Annotated in this window: 13 protein-coding genes; 7 read left to right on the top strand and 6 right to left on the bottom strand. The window is 45.7% G+C overall.

Translation table 11 applies throughout. The features are described from left to right. The first annotated feature begins 19 nt into the window (after window positions 1–19). From KOD92_RS13230 to KOD92_RS27425, 5 genes are all read left to right on the top strand, one after another. Window positions 20–1,795, top strand: coding sequence for a glycoside hydrolase family 71/99 protein (locus KOD92_RS13230; RefSeq protein WP_215234043.1), 1,776 nt, complete (start codon window positions 20–22; stop codon window positions 1,793–1,795). Between the two features lie 165 nt (window positions 1,796–1,960). Continuing rightward, complete coding sequence (locus KOD92_RS13225; protein WP_215234042.1) at window positions 1,961–5,545, top strand: PVC-type heme-binding CxxCH protein; 3,585 nt, start codon at window positions 1,961–1,963, stop codon at window positions 5,543–5,545. A gap of 42 nt (window positions 5,546–5,587) precedes the next feature. Further along, window positions 5,588–6,784, top strand: coding sequence for an FG-GAP repeat domain-containing protein (locus KOD92_RS13220; protein ID WP_215234041.1), 1,197 nt, complete (start codon window positions 5,588–5,590; stop codon window positions 6,782–6,784). Between the two features lie 6 nt (window positions 6,785–6,790). Next, a complete protein-coding gene (locus KOD92_RS13215; RefSeq protein WP_229254660.1) occupies window positions 6,791–7,372 on the top strand; it encodes a sugar phosphate isomerase/epimerase family protein in 582 nt (193 codons plus the stop codon). A 23-nt stretch (window positions 7,373–7,395) separates the two neighbouring features. Beyond that, entirely contained in the window at window positions 7,396–7,635 is a 240-nt protein-coding gene (locus KOD92_RS27425; protein ID WP_229254659.1) for a hypothetical protein, read from the top strand. 71 nt (window positions 7,636–7,706) lie between these two features. On the opposite strand, the gene KOD92_RS13210 is transcribed toward KOD92_RS27425, so the two are convergent. Both KOD92_RS13210 and KOD92_RS13205 read right to left on the bottom strand, forming a co-directional pair. Then, window positions 7,707–9,284, bottom strand: coding sequence for a malate:quinone oxidoreductase (locus KOD92_RS13210; protein WP_255567386.1), 1,578 nt, complete (start codon window positions 9,282–9,284; stop codon window positions 7,707–7,709). A gap of 237 nt (window positions 9,285–9,521) precedes the next feature. Continuing rightward, a complete protein-coding gene (locus tag KOD92_RS13205) occupies window positions 9,522–10,076 on the bottom strand; it encodes a collagen-like triple helix repeat-containing protein (RefSeq protein ID WP_215234039.1) in 555 nt (184 codons plus the stop codon). Window positions 10,077–10,429: 353 nt separating this feature from the next. On the opposite strand from KOD92_RS13205, the gene porU2 (KOD92_RS13200) reads away from it, so the two are divergent. Both porU2 (KOD92_RS13200) and porU2 (KOD92_RS13195) read left to right on the top strand, forming a co-directional pair. Further along, the gene (porU2, locus tag KOD92_RS13200; RefSeq protein WP_215234038.1) at window positions 10,430–13,405 is read left to right on the top strand and encodes a putative type IX secretion system sortase PorU2; all 2,976 of its coding nucleotides are present in this window, start codon (window positions 10,430–10,432) and stop codon (window positions 13,403–13,405) included. Between the two features lie 70 nt (window positions 13,406–13,475). After that, window positions 13,476–16,799 (top strand): putative type IX secretion system sortase PorU2, encoded by a 3,324-nt coding sequence (gene porU2, locus KOD92_RS13195; protein ID WP_215234037.1) that lies wholly within the window; start codon window positions 13,476–13,478, stop codon window positions 16,797–16,799. A 3-nt stretch (window positions 16,800–16,802) separates the two neighbouring features. Here porU2 (KOD92_RS13195) and KOD92_RS13190 read toward each other — a convergent pair whose 3' ends face one another. From KOD92_RS13190 to KOD92_RS13175, 4 genes are all read right to left on the bottom strand, one after another. After that, window positions 16,803–18,752 carry an asparagine synthase-related protein gene (locus KOD92_RS13190; RefSeq protein WP_215234036.1) on the bottom strand — a complete coding sequence of 650 codons (1,950 nt, stop codon included), beginning with the start codon at window positions 18,750–18,752 and terminating at the stop codon, window positions 16,803–16,805. 33 nt (window positions 18,753–18,785) lie between these two features. After that, window positions 18,786–18,938 carry a lasso RiPP family leader peptide-containing protein gene (locus KOD92_RS27730; RefSeq protein ID WP_215234035.1) on the bottom strand — a complete coding sequence of 51 codons (153 nt, stop codon included), beginning with the start codon at window positions 18,936–18,938 and terminating at the stop codon, window positions 18,786–18,788. Between the two features lie 133 nt (window positions 18,939–19,071). After that, window positions 19,072–19,788 (bottom strand): hypothetical protein, encoded by a 717-nt coding sequence (locus tag KOD92_RS13180; protein WP_215234034.1) that lies wholly within the window; start codon window positions 19,786–19,788, stop codon window positions 19,072–19,074. 42 nt (window positions 19,789–19,830) lie between these two features. After that, window positions 19,831–20,472: a uridine kinase family protein gene (locus tag KOD92_RS13175; protein ID WP_215234033.1), complete on the bottom strand. Its 642-nt coding sequence runs from the start codon at window positions 20,470–20,472 to the stop codon at window positions 19,831–19,833. Window positions 20,473–20,492: the final 20 nt, after the last annotated feature.

Genomic DNA, 20,492 nt, shown 5'->3' with positions numbered 1-20,492 from the left:
ACCAGCTTATCCTAACCCTATGAAAATCAAACTCCAAGTCCTGTTATTACTTCTTGCATCATCTGCATTCGCACAAAATTATAGTCCGCTGGTTACCGCTACTGACGCCGTCGGGCGGAGGCTGCCTGACCAGAAGGAAGCGGGCGATTTTAAGAAGGAAAAGTTTGTGGGGCTGTTTTACTGGACCTGGCACACGCAGCAGGCGAAGAACAACCCTGCATTGAATGTAACTGAATACCTCTCGCGCAACCCGAAAGCGATCCACGACTACAACGATCCGATCTGGCCGAAGCGAAAAAGTCCGTGGTTTTGGGCGGAGCCGCTTTTTGGGTATTATGTGGATACCGACGCGTGGCTGCTGCGCAAACATGCAGAAATGCTCGCCGACGCAGGTGTGGATATGATCATTTTTGATTGTACCAATGGAAACCTGACCTGGAAAGAATCCTACATGAAGCTCTGCGAGGTATTCACGCAGGCGCGAAAAGACGGAGTCAAAACGCCGCAAATATGCTTTATGCTGCCCTTTTGGACAACCGACGGCGGAAAAGAGATCATCAGGGAAATTTACACAGATCTTTACAAACCCGAAAAATACAAAGACCTCTGGTTTATGTGGAAGGGAAAGCCTTTCATTATGGCTTCCCCTGAATTTACAGAAACTATTAAAGGAAAAACCGCGGAACCTGCGCTTGAAAAGGAATTGCGCGAGTTTTTTACATTCCGTCCTGGTCAGCCTGTGTATAATAAAGGTCCTGAAAAAGCAGATCACTGGGGCTGGCTTGAAATATTTCCGCAGCACGGATATAAGAAAAATGCAGACGGGACCTTCGAGCAGGCGACGGTGGGTGTAGCGCAAAACTGGACCAAAGCACGCGGCCTGACCGCATTGAATGCAACCGGCTCTTTCGGAAGAAGTTATACGCATACAAACGGGCAGATCACGACACGCGACGCGGTGAATTACGGTTTTAATTTCCAGGAACAGTTTGACAAGGCGCTGGAAATCAATCCCGAGCTGATATTCATTACCGGCTGGAATGAATGGATCGCGGGCCGGTACGATGTATGGCAGGAGCAAACAAACGCATTCCCAGACGAATTCGACCAGGAAGGCAGCCGCGATATTGAGCCGATGAAAGGCGGGCACGGAGATAATTACTATTACCAAATGGTAGCGAATATCAGGAAATTCAAAGGCTTACCTGCTCGTGAGCCGGTTTCCGCAAATGTTACCGTGGCGATAGACGGGAAGTTTACCGAGTGGGATAAAGTAACCCCTTCATTTACTGCGCACAAAGGCAATACGATTCACCGGGATAGTCCGGGGTGGGGAAGTTTAGTTTATAAAAATACAACCGGCCGGAATGACATTGTGCTTTCGAAGGTAGCTCGTGATCAGGAGTTTGTGTATTTCTATGTGGAAACCGCGCAGCCGCTTTCTCCCAAAGAGGATCCCGGCTGGATGCGGCTTTTTATTAATATTGATAAAGACAAAAACACGGGCTGGGAGGGATATGATGTTGTGATCAATCGCATTAATCCCGATAAAAAAGCAATTGTAGAGAAAACGGACGCAGCCTGGAACTGGACAAAAGCAGGTGAAGTCGATTTTGTTGTCAGTAAAAACAAAATGGAGATTAAAGTCCCGAAATCGATGCTCGGTATCACTGGCGAGCCGGCTTTTGAGTTCAAATGGAGCGATAATATGCAGGAACAAGGCAATGTAATGGATTTCTGGATAAATGGCGACGCAGCTCCGTCGGGCAGGGCTAATTACATTTATCAGCCTTAGTTCTCTACCCCCTAACCCCCTAAAAGGGGGCTTTACTCGATAATTACCCCCAACACCCTAAAGGGGCTTAATAGAAAATGAAAAGCCCCCTTTAGGGGGTTGGGGGTAATTTTTTCGACTCAATGCCCTTTATCCTAAACTCAACCTTCAAAACAGCATTCCGGAATGAATGATCGATTCAAGAAGTCCCGGCTTGGCAGCACTATTGTTTTATCCGCAGTACTTATTTTGTACGCGCAAAGTTGCAGCACCCCCAAAAGCAAGTCTGGCCCAAGCGCCAAAATTTCCCAAAACGGACAACCTTCTCCGGAGCTTTTTGCCGAGCATATTCGTACTACCAAATTCCAGACGCCGGAAGAGGAACGTAAAAGTTTCGTGCTGCCGCCTGGGTTTGAAATAACCCTTTTTGCGTCCGAGCCCGATATTACCAAGCCTATTAATATGGAATTCGACGACCGGGGCCGGCTTTGGGTTACGCAAAGTTCCGAATATCCTGTTGCTGCCGGGCAGAGCGACGGAAAAGATCGCATCACGATTCTGGAAGACAAAAACGGCGACGGAAAGGCAGATACCTTTACCAATTTTGACAATAACCTGAATATCCCCATCGGCATTATGCCCGTAGCCGACGGTGCTATTGCTTACAGCATTCCCAATTTGTATTATTTCAAAGACGAAAACAATGACGGGAAAGCAGACAGTAAAAAGGTATTACTGGGTCCGTTTGGTCACAAAGACACGCATGGAATGGTGAATAACCTCATGCGTGGCTACGACGGCTGGCTGCACGTTTGTCACGGGTTTTCAAATACCTCCCATGTAGCCGGCGCCGATGGGGATACTATCAAAATGACGTCGGGAAATACATTCCGCGTGAAACTGGACGGAAGCCGCGTGGAGCAAACCACTTTCGGTCGGGTAAATCCGTTTGGTTACGCTTACGATGAAAAAGGGTATTTGTATTCGGTGGACTGTCACACGAAGCCGATTACGCAGCTGATTGCCGGCGGAGAATATCCGCATTTTGGTAAGAAAGCCCCGGCGGGACTTGGGTTCGCGCCGGCTATGATGGACTACGATCTGGGCTCTACTGCATTGGCTGGCCTGGTTTACTACACAGGTACACAATTTCCCGAACAGTATCGAAACAGTTTTTATACGGGCGATGTGGTTACCTGCCGCATTGACCGCAATAAGATCACTTACAAAGGTTCCACGCCGGTTTCCAAAAAGGAGGAGCCGCTTTTGGTAAGTAAAGACCCATGGTTCAGGCCGGTGGATGTGAAGCTTGGGCCCGACGGCGCGATCTATATTGCTGACTTTTATAACCGCATTATCGGACATTATGAAGTGGCATTGAACCACCCGGGCCGCGACAGGCTGAGCGGGCGCATCTGGAAAATTACTTATAAGGGCAGCGAGCCACATCAGGATATGAAGGTGACCGATTGGTCTAATGCGACGCTGGACCAGTTGATGGAGGGATTGAAACATCCGCAGCTGAATACGCGGTTGAAAGTTGCGGATCGGATTGTGGATACCTGGGGGGAGCAGGCAATGAAGCCTTTGGAAAAGTTGATTTACGCAAGCGAAAAAGCAACTGATAAAACCGCAGCTGTGCACGCATTGTGGGCTCTAAACAGATTAAATATTCTGAATCCTGAATTACTGATAGATGCCCTGAAAAGCAGTGATGCTAATCTCCGGGTGCATGCCCTACGTATTGTAGAGGAAGATTTGGGTGGATTTGATGTTATTAATGCTCTGGTTGTTAATGCGTTAAGGTCAGATACCGACCCTTCCGTTCGCAGAGTTGCGGCAGAGGTTCTGGGCAAGTTTCCGCGTATTGATAACCTGCCGCTTTTGCTTGCATTGTACGATCAGACTGACGCGGAAGACACGCATTTGAAATACACGGCAATGCTCGCGATCAGGGATAATTTAAAAGATAATCGCATTGTATGGCGCATTCCCGGCATGAAATGGACGGATAAACAGGCAGGACTTCTGACGAGGGCAATGCTGGATGTTCCTTCGAGCGAGGCGGCTGCATTTGTATTGGATTATACATTAACACACGATCTTCCGACTGATGATCTCATTAAAAATCTGGAATATATAGCCAGGTACGTATCTCCCTACCAGCTGGAAAAAGCGATTGATCTGATCAACAAAAGGTTTGCAAACGATCCGGAATCGCAGCTTTCTCTATACAATACCATCCAGGCAGGGGTGAAACAGAGCGGCTTGGCGCCGGGGGAGAAGATGGAAGCTTGGGGTACTAGTCTGGCTACAAAATTTCTTGGCGGCATTTCAGAAAACGCGGAAACCTGGAAGAGCAAACCGGTACTGAAAACAGCTGAGCCAGGTAATCCGTGGGTTGTTACGGAGCAGTTCCTCACTGATATCACGCCTGCTTTTCGTATTATTTTGAGTGAAAAAAATGGCTATATCCCGACTGCTGCGCTGTATTCGGTTCCTTTCAAATTGCCGGCTACGCTGAAAATGAATGTATTTGACAACGATATTCACAACCTGCCCGATAAAAAAGGTCTTTCAAGGAATGCGGTTCGGGTAAGACTGGCGGGAAGCGGAAAAGTGATTTCAGAATATAGATTGAACCAGAAAGAAACGAGTCAATGGAAAGATTTGATCAAAAACACAACTTTTGATCTGAGTACCTATGCCGGACAAATGGGTTATATCGAGGCAGTTGACAGTTCGCAAACCGGCTCCATCGGCTTTGGGAAACTGGAACCTGCCGTACTCGAAATTCCTGCAAAAGCACCGGGTATTATTTCTGATCAGCGGGTAGCAGCCGCTGACATCGCGGGTGAGTTCAGGCTCAAATCGCTGGAACCGAAGTTGCAGGAAATGTTGAAAGCCAAATGGCTCGATTACCCGGTGCGCAGCGCGGCGGCGAATGCATTGATGAATATTGATCCAAAGGCGAATGTAAATGTGCTTGCGCAGGTATTCGATGATCCTGCGGAGCTACCCGTATTGCGCGAAAAGCTGGCAGCTTCGATGGGCCAGGCGCCTTCTGTTTCTATTTATGAAATGCTGAAAAAGCAGCTGGCGGGTGGTGCACGGAATTTACAGGTTGCGATCGCTACGGTACTTGCCAATACTTCGCAGGGTATTGATTATTTGCTGAGTGCATTTAAAGAGGAGGCTGCAAGTCCGGATATCGCTAATGAAATTCCGGTAAAAGAGCGATTGGATCTGAATGCGAATGCAGGTCAGCGGGAGCAAATGCAAAAATTCCTTGCGGCAGGGGCGAATGAGCGGGAAGAAAGACAAAAATTGATAGATACACGCATAGCTAATTTTAAACCGTCAACCGGCCTTACCGATGCAGGGAAGGCTATTTTCGTTCAGAATTGCAGCGCCTGTCACCAGGTTTTAGGTCAGGGTGGAATGGTGGGCCCGCAGCTGGACGGCATCGGAAACTGGGGACACAAAGCATTGACCCAAAAGATTCTTGACCCCAACAGGAATATAACCGAGGCATTTCGTACTTATAATATCACATTGAAAAATGACCAGACGCTGACGGGCCTTTATCGCAGGACAGAAGGTGAAACGATGGTTTTTGCAGATATGACCGGAAAAGAATTTGCGGTAGCCAAAAATGATATGAAAGAATACCGCGCTTCCAAGTACACATTAATGCCCGATCAGTTCAGGAACATCATCCCGGAAAAAGATTTTTATGCTTTGATGGATTATTTGCTGAGTGTGAAATAAGCAGTACTTTGAGAAAACGAGTGAAAAACAATTGACATATATATGTGCAAAAACATCAAACTCCTTTGCATCCTGGCAGTATTCATCTCCAGCTATGCCCAGGCTCAGACCAAAGGGAAAAAAGGGGCGGATATTAAGTATAAAAAAACGGAGCTGACCAAAAGGTTTATTTCCGAAGGAGCCGCGATGGGCGATGTGAATAAGGATGGGAAAAAGGATGTGCTGGCTGGCGCGTACTGGTTTGAAGCGCCTTCCTGGAAAGCGCACGAAATCATGAAGCCGGATACTTTTCAGGTAAATGGCGGGTACAGCAACTCATTTCTGGACTATGCGATGGACGTGAACCAGGATGGTTGGATCGATCTGATTCGAATAGACTGGCCGGGAAAAGCCGCATATTGGCACGAAAACCCGAAAGGGAAAACGGGACACTGGCCTGCCCATGAGATACACGGATCGGTTGGAAACGAGTCGCCGATGATGGTAGATATTGACGGCGATGGTAGATTGGACCTGCTTTGCAATGATCCTACTGCCAAAAAAGTGATCTGGCTGAAATCTCCTTCCAAAAAAGGAGATGTTGCCTGGGAGAAATTCGTGATCAGCAACGATCCGAACAACTCGACGCACATGTATACCCACGGAATCGGTTACGGAGATATTAATGGCGACGGCCGAAAGGATGTGCTTGTGAAAGCAGGCTGGTGGGAAGGCCCGGCGGAGGGGCCGGCCAAGCATGGGAAAGAGGAAGACTGGAAATTTCATCCGGCCGATTTGGGTAAGGATTGTTCACAAATGTATGTGCTGGACTTAAATGGTGACGGACTGAATGATGTGCTGAGTGCATCTGCTCATGATTATGGCGTGTGGTGGCACGAGCAGCAGAAAGACACGCAGGGCAACGCGATCTGGCGTCATCACACGATCGACGATTCGTTCTCACAGACGCACGGATTGGAAATGAAGGATATTAATGGCGACGGGCATATCGATTTTATAACAGGAAAAAGGTATTTTGCCCACCATGGAAATGATCCGGGCGAGTTCGAGCCGGCCGTTGTATATTGGTTTGAATATAAACCCGGCAAAACGCCAACGTGGATCCGGCACGAAGTGGATAACAATTCAGGTGTGGGATTGCACGTGACTGTTGAGGATATTAATAATGACGGGCTGCTTGATATTGTGACGGGTAACAAGAAAGGGGTGCGGGTTTTTACGCAGCAAAAGGGTAAATAAAACAGGATGAAATTCGGGATCAACACATATTTGTTCGCTTCGCCTTTTACAAATGACGGTGTTTCCTGGTTTCCAAAATTTAAGGAATGGGGTTTTGACTTTGTCGAAATAGCGGTTGAAGATCCGGCTAACATAGATCCGGTGTTTGTAAAAATGGCATTGGACGCTGCCGGGTTGGAATGTCGCTCGGTATGCGCTGCAACTGGTCCGGGGCGCGATTTGAGGGGGAATCGGAAAGAGCAGGTTACTTCTATGGAATATGTGCAGGCGCTCGTTGATCTTGCGCCGATACTCGGGAGTAAGCTGGTAGCCGGGCCGATTTATTCTTCGGTAGGTCGGGCTGATCTTTTTGATGAAGAACAAAAGGTACAACAATGGCAGACTGCGGTTTCATACCTTCGGAAGCTCGCAGCGTATGCGGCGGAGAAAGACGTGAAGCTGGCGATCGAACCGCTCAATAGATATGAGACGGATATGGTCAATACCTGCGACCAGGCACTGCGCATGATCGCGGACGTTGGAAGTGATAATTTGCTCGTTCACCTGGATTCATTTCACATGAACCTGGAAGAAAAGATCCTGCATTAGCAATCAGGAATGCCGGGAATAAGTTGGGACTGCTACATGCGTCGGGCAGTGATCGCGGCACGCCAGGTGGGGACCAGATCAACTGGGACCGCATATTCGCTGCGCTGGATCATATTCATTACCAGGGAGATATTGTGATAGAGTCGTTTACGCCCGATGTAAAGATCATCGCCAAAGCCGCTTCGATCTGGCGGGTTATTGAGCCTTCGAAAGAAAGCATTGCAGTGGACGGACTGCACTTTTTGAAGTCACTTGCATTTTAAATCTTGACAAATCCGGGCATAAAAAAATCCCCGTTTTAAGCGGCGATTTTTTTATGATATATATTAAATAATCAGGCTGTAAGCTCCGCTTCTAAATGAGAAGTATTCAAATGCAAAACGTCAGTTGTCCAGGCTCTGGTTTTAGCTGCGAGTTCTTCATTCTTGGCAAGAGACTGACCGTAGGAAGGGATCATTTTCTTAAACTCATTTTGCCACTCGGCTGATTTCGCTTCCGGAAAACAGCGCGCGATCAGTTCCAGCATAATGGATACCGAAGTAGAAGCGCCAGGAGAAGCTCCAAGCAATGCAGCAAGCGAACCGTCCGCGGCAGTTACCATTTCGGTACCAAATTCGAGAACACCACCTTCTTTCTCATCTTTTTTAATCACCTGCACACGCTGACCGGCTTTTAAGAGATCCCAATCTTCCAGCTTTGCATCCGGCAGGTAATCCCTCAATGCTTCCACGCGATCCTCCGGCGACTGGCGCACCTGATCGATCAGGTATTTGGTGAGCGGAATATTGTGTATTCCCGCCGCCAGCATTGGTTTTATATTATTGAGTTTGATTGATAAAGGCAGATCCAGGTACGAACCGTTTTTCAGGAACTTGGTGGAAAAACCGGCATAAGGTCCGAAAAGCAGCGCTTTTTGTCCGTCGATCATCCGGGTATCCAGGTGAGGTACCGACATCGGCGGTGAACCTACGGATGCTTTACCATATACTTTTGCCTGGTGTTTTTCAATGATCTCGGGTTTGTTGCAAACCAGCCACTGGCCGCTCACCGGAAATCCTCCAAAACCTTTCCCTTCCGGAATGCGCGATTTTTCCAGCAACGGCAAAGAACCTCCGCCCGCACCGATGAATACAAATTTGGTCTGAACATAACGCGATGCACGGCTGTCGCGTTCTTTCACTTCAATCATCCACGATCCGTCTTTTTTCCGGGTAAGATCGTCGACTTCATGATTGAGGTGAAGCTCGACGCCTTCCTGCTCTTCAAGGTAATTGAACATTGCCCGGGTGAGCGTACCGAAGTTTACATCGGTACCAAGCTGCATTCTGGTTGCAGCAACTTTTTCATTTTTATCGCGTCCTTTCATAACCAGTGGAATCCAGGATCTGATCTCCTCCTGGTCCTCGGTATATTCCATTCCACGAAAAAGGTGGTGACTTGTCAATGCAGTGTAGCGTTTGTGCAGGTAATCTACATTTTCATTTCCCCAGACGAAGCTCATGTGTGGAATATTGTAGATAAATGTGGCAGGCGATTCGATCACCCCGGTTTCCACAAGGTGAGCCCAAAACTCTTTCGAAACTTCAAAAGACTCGGCAATTTTCACAGCCTTTTTAGTTTCAACTGAACCGTCGGGAAGCTGCGGTGTATAATTGAGTTCGCAAAATGCAGAGTGGCCGGTACCGGCATTATTCCATGCATCTGAGCTCTCGGCGGTTACCCGGTCCAGTCTTTCGAATATCGATATGGTAATAGCAGGATTCAACTTTTTGAGCAGGACGCCCAAAGTCGCACTCATGATGCCGGCTCCGATGAGAACAACGTCAGGCGTGCTCGTTTTTGAAGACTTTTTGGTATTCATAACGAATAAAGTATAATATGTTAGCGGGCGGCAAAACCCGGAAAAGTACAAAAGCTATTCTATAACAATCAACGCAATACCTTTCGTTTCGAAAATAGTATAAATCAAAAAAATAAAGTTATAGCAGGTTACAAGTTCTTGATTGGGGGCAATTAAAACTTTTTTAGTTGCAAAAACTGGAAGAAATCACTGCGTCCAAATCTTAGCGTGGTACAAAAACAAAGAAGCCGCTCCATTCAATGGCGCGGCTTCCGGAAAATTTCTATATAAAAACAATACCAGGTGCTGTTACTCTTTTAGTCCGAGCGCAGCCATAGCTTGCTTATAATTTGTCCAATCAACTTCTGCGCTTTGTCTTAGCTTATCTGCTGGGATAAATACAGCGCGAATCGCTTCAAACTGACGCTCGGGAGCAGCTTCCTGATCTTCCGACCAAGACAATGGACGAATGTCAACAAATATTGTATTGCCTCTCAGAAGCGTTACGAAATGATAGTTAGTCGATTTGTTGTCCGCAAATCTTACGACACCCGGCTGCGCCCACCAGAATCCCTGGCTTTTGATAAATACGACAATAGCGCTTTTGTTAATCATTGCAGTGTCGGCAGCAGTCAAATTTGCTTTTCCAAGCGTGTATCCACCTTTTGTTGTAGTAACAGCTCCTGTTAAAATTTCTTTCGCTCCCATGCCATCGGCGCCAGCTTCACCTGGCTCACCTTTTTCCCCGGCAGCTCCTGGATCACCTTTTGGTCCGGCCGGGCCGACTTCTCCCTGAGGGCCGTCGCAACCAAATCCAACACCGATCAATCCAATCCATGCAATGAACATTAGCTTTTTAATCATAATCGTATAAGTTTAGTTAAAGAGTTGTTGGTACTTGAGTAGAAATGTTGAAAACAAATAAAACAGGAAATGTTACAAATACCTAGGATGCGCATCCACATAGGCCGCAAAATTAGGCTCTTTACCCTGTTTTTTGTTGAATTGATACAAAAATTGTACCACCTGCGAGGAGTACGCGTCGCAAATTAGCTACGATGAAAAACTTCGCCCAACCTTATAGTAAATTTGCTTCAATATTGAAGTTATTGTAGCTTTATTAATATTTTCATATATATTAAGTGTAGTAGGAAATTTCGGGCGCGTCACCCGGTCATGCTGTGCAAAATTTATAACACTATCATAATCCAAGATTTATGAACACAAAAAATTTTACAAAATTTTTTTTCCTTCTCTCGTTCGGCCTCACACTATTTGGAGTTCAGCTACACGCGCAGACACCCTGGAGTGGCAAGTATGGGAATGAGTGGCTTACCGGGAAATACGGCCAGTCTTGGTTGAGGATAGGGGTTAGCAAAAGTGGTCTGTACAAAGTTGCATTGCCCGCCAACTTTCAGAATAAGCCCGGAAAACTGCATTTGTATCGTCGGGGCGTTGAGGTTGCTCTTGTAAGTGCCTCCAATACGGAGATCGAATTTTACGGTATCCCCAATGACGGAGCTTCCGACGCGCTGCTTTATCGCATGCCGACTTCCCGGAAAAATATGAATTTTAGTATTTATTCTGATGAAAGTTCCTATTTTCTGACTTTCGATGACACCGACCGTACGCCGGCAGTTCAGGAATCGCTGGCTCCGGATGCAGGGATTACGCCGCAGGAATCGCACAAATTTACTTTCTATAAAGAATTTGTGATCGAGAACTCACACATGACTTCTTATCCGAGCAGACCTACAACGCTGAACAGCTATTTTGAAGAAGGTAAAGCAGGAACTGGTACCAGATTAGGTAATAACCGTCCTCTGGCTACTTCAAATCCGAAGCCCACCGTTTTTACATCAAGCTATGTTGCCGAACCTTTCGCTTATGAAGTGAAAGCCCGGCACGGTTCTGCGGCACCCAAGCTCAACGTTCGTTTGAAGGGACGTGGATATCTTTTCAGCGCTAATTCAACTGTTCAGGTTTGGGCAGGGAAGGATGCAGCCTCAACAGAATTGAGAGGATCAACTACGGTTACCGGGTTTTTGGATAAAGATTTTAATGCGGACCTGCTTGATAAGGATATTGAAAACGGGAAGGGTATTCTTGGATTTATGTCCACCGGGGGAGCAACAGACGGTTTCTCGGTATCTTATTACTCTGTTACCTACGACCAGAAGATCGATATGCAGACACTGGGTTCATACGAATTCAATTTTCCGGCATCTGCTTCGAACACCCGGTTCACAATCCTGAACCCGCCAGCTGGAACTCTCAGGTTCCTGGATATCACGAACCCGGATCAGCCAAGAGTGATTACCGGGGACGCTGCCAATATGATGATATCGCGGAATGGTAATGCACTCACGTTATTTGTAACCAAGGACGTTACGACGGTCGCTGCTACTTCGGTTACTTTCCCGGTTATCACGCCTGCCAGCTCCGATTATCTGATCATCACAAATGAATTGCTGGCAACGGCAGCTGGCGAATATGCGGAATACCGGAAGGATGATTCGCCGGGTAAAAAGTATAAGCCGCTGGTAATGAAAATCAAGGATATATATAATCAGTTCAACTACGGAGAGCCTAGTCCGGTTGCGATCAGACGCTTTGTGGACTTTATGGTATCGGATAATAACAAGGATAAATATTTGCTCCTGCTGGGTAAGTCGATCACCTTTTACGAACGTACTGTGCGGGAAATTCCTGAAGAAATCCCGACAATAGGCTTTCCAGGCTCGGATCTGCTGCTGGTTGACGGGCTGGGCGGCGCTCCTGACGACGTACCTGTGATTCCCTACGGTCGGATCGCGGCTGTTACGGAGCAACAAGTACGTGATTATCTTGAAAAAGTTAAGACCTATGAAAGTCAGTCGGAAAATGTAGGCTGGCGGAAAAATATCCTGCATGTAAATGGAGGAAAAGGCGAGGACCAGATTACAGAGTTTCAAGAAAACCTGTCGTTTATTGCAACAAGTGCGAAAATTGCAAGTGCTCCTTTTGAAGGTAAAGTTTATCCAAAAGTGAAGGATAAGACATTGGCAGCTAATGCTATTCAAAGTATCACACTCGCGCCGGAAGTGAACGGAACTGCACCGGGGATATCAGGTGTAGGGATGATTACTTATTTTGGTCACGGTGGAGTTGATCAAACCGACCTTGATTTCGGGTATGCAATGGATGGTGCCAAAAATTATAATAATACCGGAAAGTATCCCGTGCTTTTCTACAATGGTTGTGGGGTGAATAATTTGTTCAATAACAGATTTAACCTTTTCTCCCAGCCCCTTACAAGTCCTTCTTTCAGAAGACCCATGTCACTTGACTGGCTGTTGGCACCTAACAAAGGAGCGATCGTGGTATTTGGAAATGACTGGGATGCGTATGCAAGTACTTCCAATGAATATCTGGACAGACTTTATCTTGAAATTTTCCCAAAATCGGATGCAGACAGAAAAACGATCGGAGGTATTATTCAGGAAGTTGCCCTGAAAACCAAACTTGAAATGGGCTATTCTTACAGTGATGCTGTGAATGGAAGAACTGCTTCTTATTATGATTTCGACCGGGCCAATGTGCATCAGATCATTTTGCAAGGCGACCCGGCATTGCGTATTCTGATCACCTCGGGTCCACTACCGGTAGAGCTCGCGTCTTTTGAGGCTAAATTGGTAGAACCTAAAAGAGTGGAGCTAAAATGGAGAACGGTTTCGGAAACCAACAACAGTCACTTTTTATTGGAAAGAAGTTATAATGGCAAGAATTTCACGGAAATCGGAATGGTTGAAGGTAAAGGCACTATCGATGAAGTTTCGGATTACCATTTCTTCGACACAAAGCCATTTCCGGGAACAAGCTACTACCGTTTGAAGCAGGTTGATAAAATTTCTATAAAGGATGGCGAAACAATAGAAGGTAAAGCGACTTACTCACAAATTGTGTCGGTGACAAGAGAGAATACCAGCTTGCTTGTTCTTTCGCCAAATCCAACCAGAGATTTTATTAATATTGACCTGGATGCTCCTGTAAACATTGCACACTGGGACGTTTTGGATCAAAATGGCCGTGTTTACAAAAGAAACGGAAAAGGAACAAGGGTTGACTTGTCAAACCTGACCAGCGGCGAATACATCATTAAAATTCAAACAGAAAATAATGATGTTTATTTCAGAAAGATTTTAAAGCAATAATAAAAGAAAAACACGGATAATGACGTATATGTATTATCCGTGTTTTTTTGTTTAATCCTGTCGAATATTAATGCACACGACTTTGAAAAATTTTACCTTCTCCATTCTTTTCTGTCTCCTTACCTCGGTTCCTGTTGTTGCCCAATGGGGCGCTCCCTACGCAAACAGCTGGATTTCTTACGGTAAACCTTACGTTAAGATTGCTATTTCGCAACGAGGAATACACAAGGTTCCGTTGACTTCACTACCTGCAAGCTTTCCAAAAAATCAGCCGGCCCAATTCCAAATCTGGCACAGGGGGAAACAGGTTTCTATTATTAGTGCTGATAATAATGAGATTACATTTTTCGGAGTGCCCAACGACGGATCCTCTGATTCACTGTTGTACCGTCCAATGAGCAGCCGGTTAAATCCCTATTACAGCTTTTATTCTGACGAGAGCGCCTACTTCCTCACCGTTGGAGATGCAGCCGGAGCCCGCGCTGAAAAAATTTCGAAGGCTCCCGATGCAGCGATAAGTCCATTAGCCGCACACAATGCAATTTTGCTGAATGTCTTCAAGAATGAATATTCATACAGCACAGAAAGTCCTATACGCGCACCACTATATAATAGTTTTTTTGAACAGGGAGCAAGCCACACAAGTAAGCCAATCCTTCGCGGAACACAGGGGACCTATCCATTTGAACTAACTAATAAAACCAAGTCGTCGGCCCAAAAAGTAGCGGTTAAGATGCTGATGCAGGGCCGCAGTAATAACAGTCGTGCCATTGAAATTTACATAGGAAAAGACGCGCAGTCGCTCAGGCTTGTGAAAACAGTCAATAGCTCTGGCTTCGGCGCAAGTGAGGCTGCATTCGACATTGAAGCGACTGATCTGGACGCAAATAATAAGGGGGTACTAGCTGTAAAATCTCCCAGTACTGAAACACTCGAAAGATTCTCACTGGCTTATTACAGATTGATCTATCCTTCCGCATTTGTCTGGAAAAGTCCTGCTACCAGTTTTTCTCTACCGGGAATTGCTGGTCAATTTGGGCGAATCGCTATTTCCGGCGCACCCGATAATGCTACTGTATTAGATATTACTGATCTTGATAAAGTGAAAGTGATTACGGGGGACCCTGAAAATTTAATGGTGCCTGGCAACAGCTCCAAAACCTCCGAGCTCTTTGTTACGAGCGAGACATTTACCGTTCCTGCGGCCAAGATTACTCCGGTTGAATTTAAGAGCATAGACATTAAGACAATCAACTATTTTATCGTTTCCAGCGCGAACCTGAAAGATGGAGCTGAGCAATACGCGGCTTATCGGTCAAGTTCAGCGGGTGGTAAGTATAGTACCAGCGTTATTTATATTCAGGATATCTATAATCAATTCAATTACGGAGAGCCTAGCCCGGTTGCGATTCGCAGATTCGTAGATTTTGCATTATCTACCACTGATAAAAATAAGTACCTGCTCCTGCTCGGTAAGTCGAACACGCACAATGAGAGAATGAAACGAGAGCTTCCCGACGAAGTTCCAACCGTTGGTTTTCCGGGATCGGATTTCTTGCTGGTGGAAGGACTTGGCGGGGCTAAGCAGGACGTTGCGCCGATATCGGTTGGCCGAATTTCAGCAATGTCCAATCAGAATGTTTTGGACTACCTGGAAAAGGTAAAAGATTACGAAGCAAACGAATCAGGCGACTTTGGCTGGCGCAAAACGGTTCTGCATTTGAATGGAGGTAAATCGACGTCGGAAGTCAGCCAGCTTAAAAGCCAGCTCAATTCTCTCACTCCGTTTGTGACTGACGGATTTGTTGGCGGCAATGTAAAAGCATTTGCAAAACAACAAGGCGTGCCGGGTGTTGAAGCTGTCAATATCACACCCGAGGTAAACGAAGGAGCCGGACTGATTACCTATTTCGGTCACGGATCGATCACGGTGACCGACCTTGATATGGGCTATATTACTGATGTGGGCAGAGGATATAATAATACTCATAAATACCCGATGATGTATTTTAATGGCTGCGGAGTCGGTAACATCTTCAGTGCGAGATTTAATACCAGCCCGACCGCCGGTGACCGGTATCCCCTTTCGCTGGACTGGCTTTTGGCACCCAAAAAAGGAGCAGTAGCTATTATTGCCAATTCATTTGAAAGCTTTGTGTCGCCTTCTGCAAAATATCTGGAAACACTTTATAGGACGATGTTCACAGATCCTGCCTCGATCAATATGTCGATTGGTAAGGTGATGCAATCCGTTGCCGAAAAGGTAATTGCAAGTGATGCAGGCGCTTATACGATTTCAAATGTACACCAGTCCCTATTACAAGGCGACCCGGCCTTGAAGCTTGTCACTGTGGCCCAGCCCGATTACTCGCTGGATCCGGACGAGAGCTTGATGCTGTATTCGCTAAGTGCAGACAAAAAGATCGGGGCTTCTGATTCTGTAAAGTTGTCGATCGCAATGCATAACCAGGGTCGCTATATTCAAAGTGAAAAGGTTTTGGTTAAAATCATCTCATATACCAAAGCGGGAGAACGGTCGATTGAAAGAACAATACCAGCCTTTCCTTTGCAGGATACACTTACGGTCACATTACCGCGCGACCGTAACATTCAAAGGATCGAGGTTCGCATAGACCCGCTCAATACGATTGCAGAGCTGGAAGAGACCAACAATATTGCTGAGCTGGTGGTCGACTGGGACGTTGCAGATAATGAAAATCGCTATCCTTTGACGAAGGTAAAAGATCTGATCGCTCCGATTCTGGAAGTGCAGTTTAATTACGCTACTTTGAAGAATGGAGCTACGGTTTCACCCAATCCTGTATTGACATTCACGCTCGAAGACAACAGGCTGATTTCACCGGATACATCGTTCATCGACATTTTCGTGAAGTCCTGCTGGGATGACAATTGTGAATACCGCCCTATTAAATACACAGCCGGCGAATTTAGAATGGACACTTTATCCAGTAGAGCATTTATGATCACTTTACTCAAAACGGATCTGCCCGAGGGAGAATATGAGCTGCTGGTGAATGTTTCTGATATGGCGGGAAATGTAAGTGTGCAGCCTTACGGTATCCGATTCAAAGTAGAAAATCCGGCAGATTCAAGAATGAGCGTTGTGGTTAGCCCAAATCCTGCTACCACTTACATTAATTTGCAAGCAAAGCTCGACAACTTTGAAGATGTGAAATCCCTGAAATACACGATATACGATCTCAATGGCCGGATAGTGGCCGAGGAATTAAAAGAAAATAAGGGAACGAATATTCAGAACTGGTACTGGCAGCCAAAAGCCGGGCACGCGGGTCTTTTTATTTACAAAGTGACGAAGACGAATGATGAAAACCAGGTCGAGGAAGTGAGAGGCAAGTTTGTAATTCTAAGATAGCTTTTAAACAGCCTGGTTTTTGGTTTCGGCGAGCCATTCAAGCCAGGATGCAAGTGTAATAGTCCGGGTAACGTGAAACCAGGTCCTGACCTTTTCGGGGTAGGGGATCTTGTCGTTTTTCAGAATACTGACCTGTTCATCAAATTTTCTTCTGTCTACATATTCCCAAACCAATTTCGAATCGTTTAGAAAGCTTTTTGCCTGTTCATAGAGCCGCAACGTGATTTTCTGTCCGTGAGAAGAAGCGAGGGTCGCTTTGCTGCTTCTTTCCATTACCTCATCAGACAGCAGCCCGCGCATCGCTTCCCGGAAGTGCTCTCGGCCTTTTCCTGATCCGTATTTGATAGAATCCGGAACCATCATGCAAATCTCAAATAGCTGCTTATCTAAAAACGGAGCACGGTTTTTCACACCGTAATATTCACCTAAAACAAATTGCTGCTCAGTAGCAGTAACAGCTCGTGGCGTGAATACATCCTCAAAATATTCCTGATGTCTTGGATCCAGATCGCCTCTGAGTGAGCGCGGAAGAACGATACCTGACTCTTCGGACTGAGGAAGTTGTAAGTATTCGTCTCTTAATATGGATTGCGGCGCCGCAACACTTGTCTGCATCCAGCGCTTCACGATATTCCCGAAAGCCCGCTTCATAAAGTAGCTTTTCGATACGCCCAATGCATTATTTACTTCGTTATATAGTGCGAAAAGCGCTCCGGCTGGCTTATTTCTCGATTCTGAAAAACGGTGGTAAAGGAAATTTTGAAGTACCAGGTCAAACTGCCGCTCAAAAGAATAATTGTCCCAGTCAGGGTAGTTCTTTGCCAATGAAAAATGCGGGACTCTTTTTTCGAGATAGTATTTCAGGTCCGCCCACTTTTTCTCCCGGAAAGAATTATTCAAAATCTCCATTCCGCTACCTATCACAGAATCACCTGCGCTACCGCGTAACAAAATGCTGCATCCCAGGTTACGGGCGTACGGCATGAGGGAAGTAATGAGAGAAGGAGAGAGCGTCGAAACCTCAGGCTCGCCGAATAGCGAAGTATGCAGCTGGATCAAATCAAAATCATCTTCCGACTGGCGCACTTCATGGTGAATAGAACCTATCTTGGAAACCACACTTCGGGAATAGAGGCTTTCATCCATTTCCTTGCTGTCATTCCTATGGTAGATCGTGTGCAGTGGACGGGACGGATAAATGTGCTTGAACATCGTGCTTACCGACGAAGAGTCCAATCCCCCACTTAAATGCGATGCTACCAGCAAGGATTCATCACTGGCAGATGCGGAGACCGACTGACTGAAAATATCACGGATAGCAGGTGAAAAATCCTCAGGCCTGGAGTACCCGGCCCACTTTTCATTATTGAACGAGATATGCCGCTCTATCGATTCGCCCGCTTGCGAGACAGACAAAATATGTCCCGGCGCCAGATTTTGCACTTGCGAATAGAAAGTTCTTGAATAGTCGCTATTTCGCAGATCCATTCGGAATCTGTGATAAGTTACTATCATGGATTCATTTGGATCCAGATAGCCTTGCAGCGCTTTATTCCCTGCTATTGAAGAAAGACTAGTTGAGAAAAAAAGAAATTCACCTGGAATGTGAATATAATACAGTGGGATTGTTCCAAAAAGCTCCCGCGCAAGATGAAGTTTGCGGTTAGCTTCATCGTACCAGATCGCAAGCCTTAGCTTGTTATCGGACGCACTCAGGATTTGCTTATATATATCAAAAGAGAACACTTCGACATGTAAAAAATTACATATCGAAGTGTTCTCTTTTGCCTTTTTGGTACTAGATAAAAGAAACTGCTCGTAAGCATCATTTCCAATATCCTTTGTTCCCAGAAAAAAATGCTCTAACTCAATTGACTTATCGAAAGTTGACTTTGAAAGTCTGAACCTGTCTTTTAAATTTTCCTGAAAGACAACTACACCTTCGATTAACAATATCGAGCATTTTAATGTGTTACAGACGTAATCTTAAGCGTCCGGTGCGAAATCGTCCGGAGGAGTAAGATCAGGTAGGCTTCCCAGTTTACCTTTTGTTAAGTTCCGTACAGAACCCATTTTCGAAAGAACCGGCTTACGATAAGACTTTTTCGTCTGTGTAGAGTGCGATGTCACTGTTCTCATTTTGTTTTGATTAGATGATTATATACCAGTATCCGACGTAAAATTAGGCACATAAATTTAATATCCAAATTTTAGAGGTATTAAATATAAGAAAAGCAAGTTTCCGCCGGATATTTAAATGTGGGTAAACACCCTATTCAATCCCGTAGTCAACGATTACTCGTGCTTTCCGGGTGCCCGAATCAATTTTTCCCGACCCGATACAAGCGTCGTCCTGGCAATACTCAAAGGATGTCTGGTTGTCTGACAGCAAACCAACGCCCAGTCCATATTGCTTTATTCCAATATACCGGTTGATGATCGAGCTGTCATTCCGCTCCACCACGCGCAGTGTCCTGTCAAAACTTTCAGCACCAACTTTCCCGGGGACATTCACATTCTCGTAATGATATTCTTCCTCATCGCGGTTATTGTAGGTATTTCCGTTCCAGGTCATTTTAGTATCAACAGGAAAAGCCATTGAAAAAAACGTCTGATTATCAATATTGGTCAAAATCTTGTCGGGATACTTCTGCACTTTGTATTCCTTGATCTTGGTCCAGTATTCCGTTTCGCTGCTCCTGGTCGACCGTGAAACGATATAAGTAAACACGCCCGCTTCATCGTCGCTTACACTTTCTACCTTGTCTTTTTCCTGCCAGTTTTTGATCACAGGATTCGCCTGCCCGGTCGAATAGATTTCCTCTTTTACATTGTACACAGTATATCTGCCGATTTCGAGCGGGAAATACCCGTACACATCAACAGGCTCTGTATTTTTCGGATCACAAGCTTCCAGGGCGAAAAGCAATAGACTTGCAGCAATTAACTTGGCTGTCAGGGATTTGTAAATGTGTGTAGCGATTTTCATGCTGTGCTTTTTTGTTTGATAGGTAGGAATTTCAATTCTGAATTAATGCGCCCGTTCTGCCAGCTTGCTTTTTAAGAAACCTATTAAAACCTGCAATCCTGTGTCAAAACGAGAATTATTATTAATAATCACATCCGCTTCCGAACGCAGGGGCAGTATAAACTTATCATAGGTTGGCGCCACGTGATGCTCCCAGCGATAAAGTACATCGTCGAGATCGTAACCTCTTTCATTATTATCACGAATGATCCGCCTTTTTATTTTAACGTGCTCCTTCGCGTCGACAAAAATTTTAAGGTCGATCAGCCTCGCTATCTCAGGGAAGTAAAAAACAAATATCCCCTCAACAATTATAATAGGCCGCGGCTCGAAGATCAGGATCTCAGGCTTGATCAGCGGGTTATTAAATGTGTATTCCTTCTGATGTACTTCCCTGCCGGCGCGCAATACTGCAATATGCTCAGCAAAAAGGTGATGATCGATCGTTTCCGGAAGGTCAAAATTCTCGACGCCATTTTCGTCTCTTGGAATCTCATGAATAGGGCGGTAGTAGTTGTCCTGAGATATCCGGGTAATATCATCTTTATCGAAAGAGTCGATCAGGCTCTTCATGAAATAAGTTTTTCCCGACGCGCTGCCGCCAGTTATGCCTACAATATAAGGTGCTGTTTCGTTAGGTATCATTTATTCACTTTGCGAGACTT

The organism is Dyadobacter linearis (assembly GCF_907165045.1).
GTDB lineage: Bacteria > Bacteroidota > Bacteroidia > Cytophagales > Spirosomataceae > Dyadobacter > Dyadobacter linearis.
This window is presented reverse-complemented; position numbering and strand designations above follow the sequence as displayed.

What these genes read in the sequence shown, in the direction of transcription:
- KOD92_RS13175 (WP_215234033.1), bottom strand. Translation starts at nt 20,472, where the DNA reads ATGATACCTAACGAAACAGCACCTTATATTGTAGGCATAACTGGCGGC.
- KOD92_RS13230 (WP_215234043.1), top strand. Translation starts at nt 20, where the DNA reads ATGAAAATCAAACTCCAAGTCCTGTTATTACTTCTTGCATCATCTGCA.
- KOD92_RS13225 (WP_215234042.1), top strand. Translation starts at nt 1,961, where the DNA reads ATGAATGATCGATTCAAGAAGTCCCGGCTTGGCAGCACTATTGTTTTA.
- porU2 (WP_215234038.1), top strand. Translation starts at nt 10,430, where the DNA reads ATGAACACAAAAAATTTTACAAAATTTTTTTTCCTTCTCTCGTTCGGC.
- KOD92_RS13205 (WP_215234039.1), bottom strand. Translation starts at nt 10,076, where the DNA reads ATGATTAAAAAGCTAATGTTCATTGCATGGATTGGATTGATCGGTGTT.
- porU2 (WP_215234037.1), top strand. Translation starts at nt 13,476, where the DNA reads ATGCACACGACTTTGAAAAATTTTACCTTCTCCATTCTTTTCTGTCTC.
- KOD92_RS27730 (WP_215234035.1), bottom strand. Translation starts at nt 18,938, where the DNA reads ATGAGAACAGTGACATCGCACTCTACACAGACGAAAAAGTCTTATCGT.
- KOD92_RS13215 (WP_229254660.1), top strand. Translation starts at nt 6,791, where the DNA reads ATGAAATTCGGGATCAACACATATTTGTTCGCTTCGCCTTTTACAAAT.
- KOD92_RS13180 (WP_215234034.1), bottom strand. Translation starts at nt 19,788, where the DNA reads ATGAAAATCGCTACACACATTTACAAATCCCTGACAGCCAAGTTAATT.
- KOD92_RS13220 (WP_215234041.1), top strand. Translation starts at nt 5,588, where the DNA reads ATGTGCAAAAACATCAAACTCCTTTGCATCCTGGCAGTATTCATCTCC.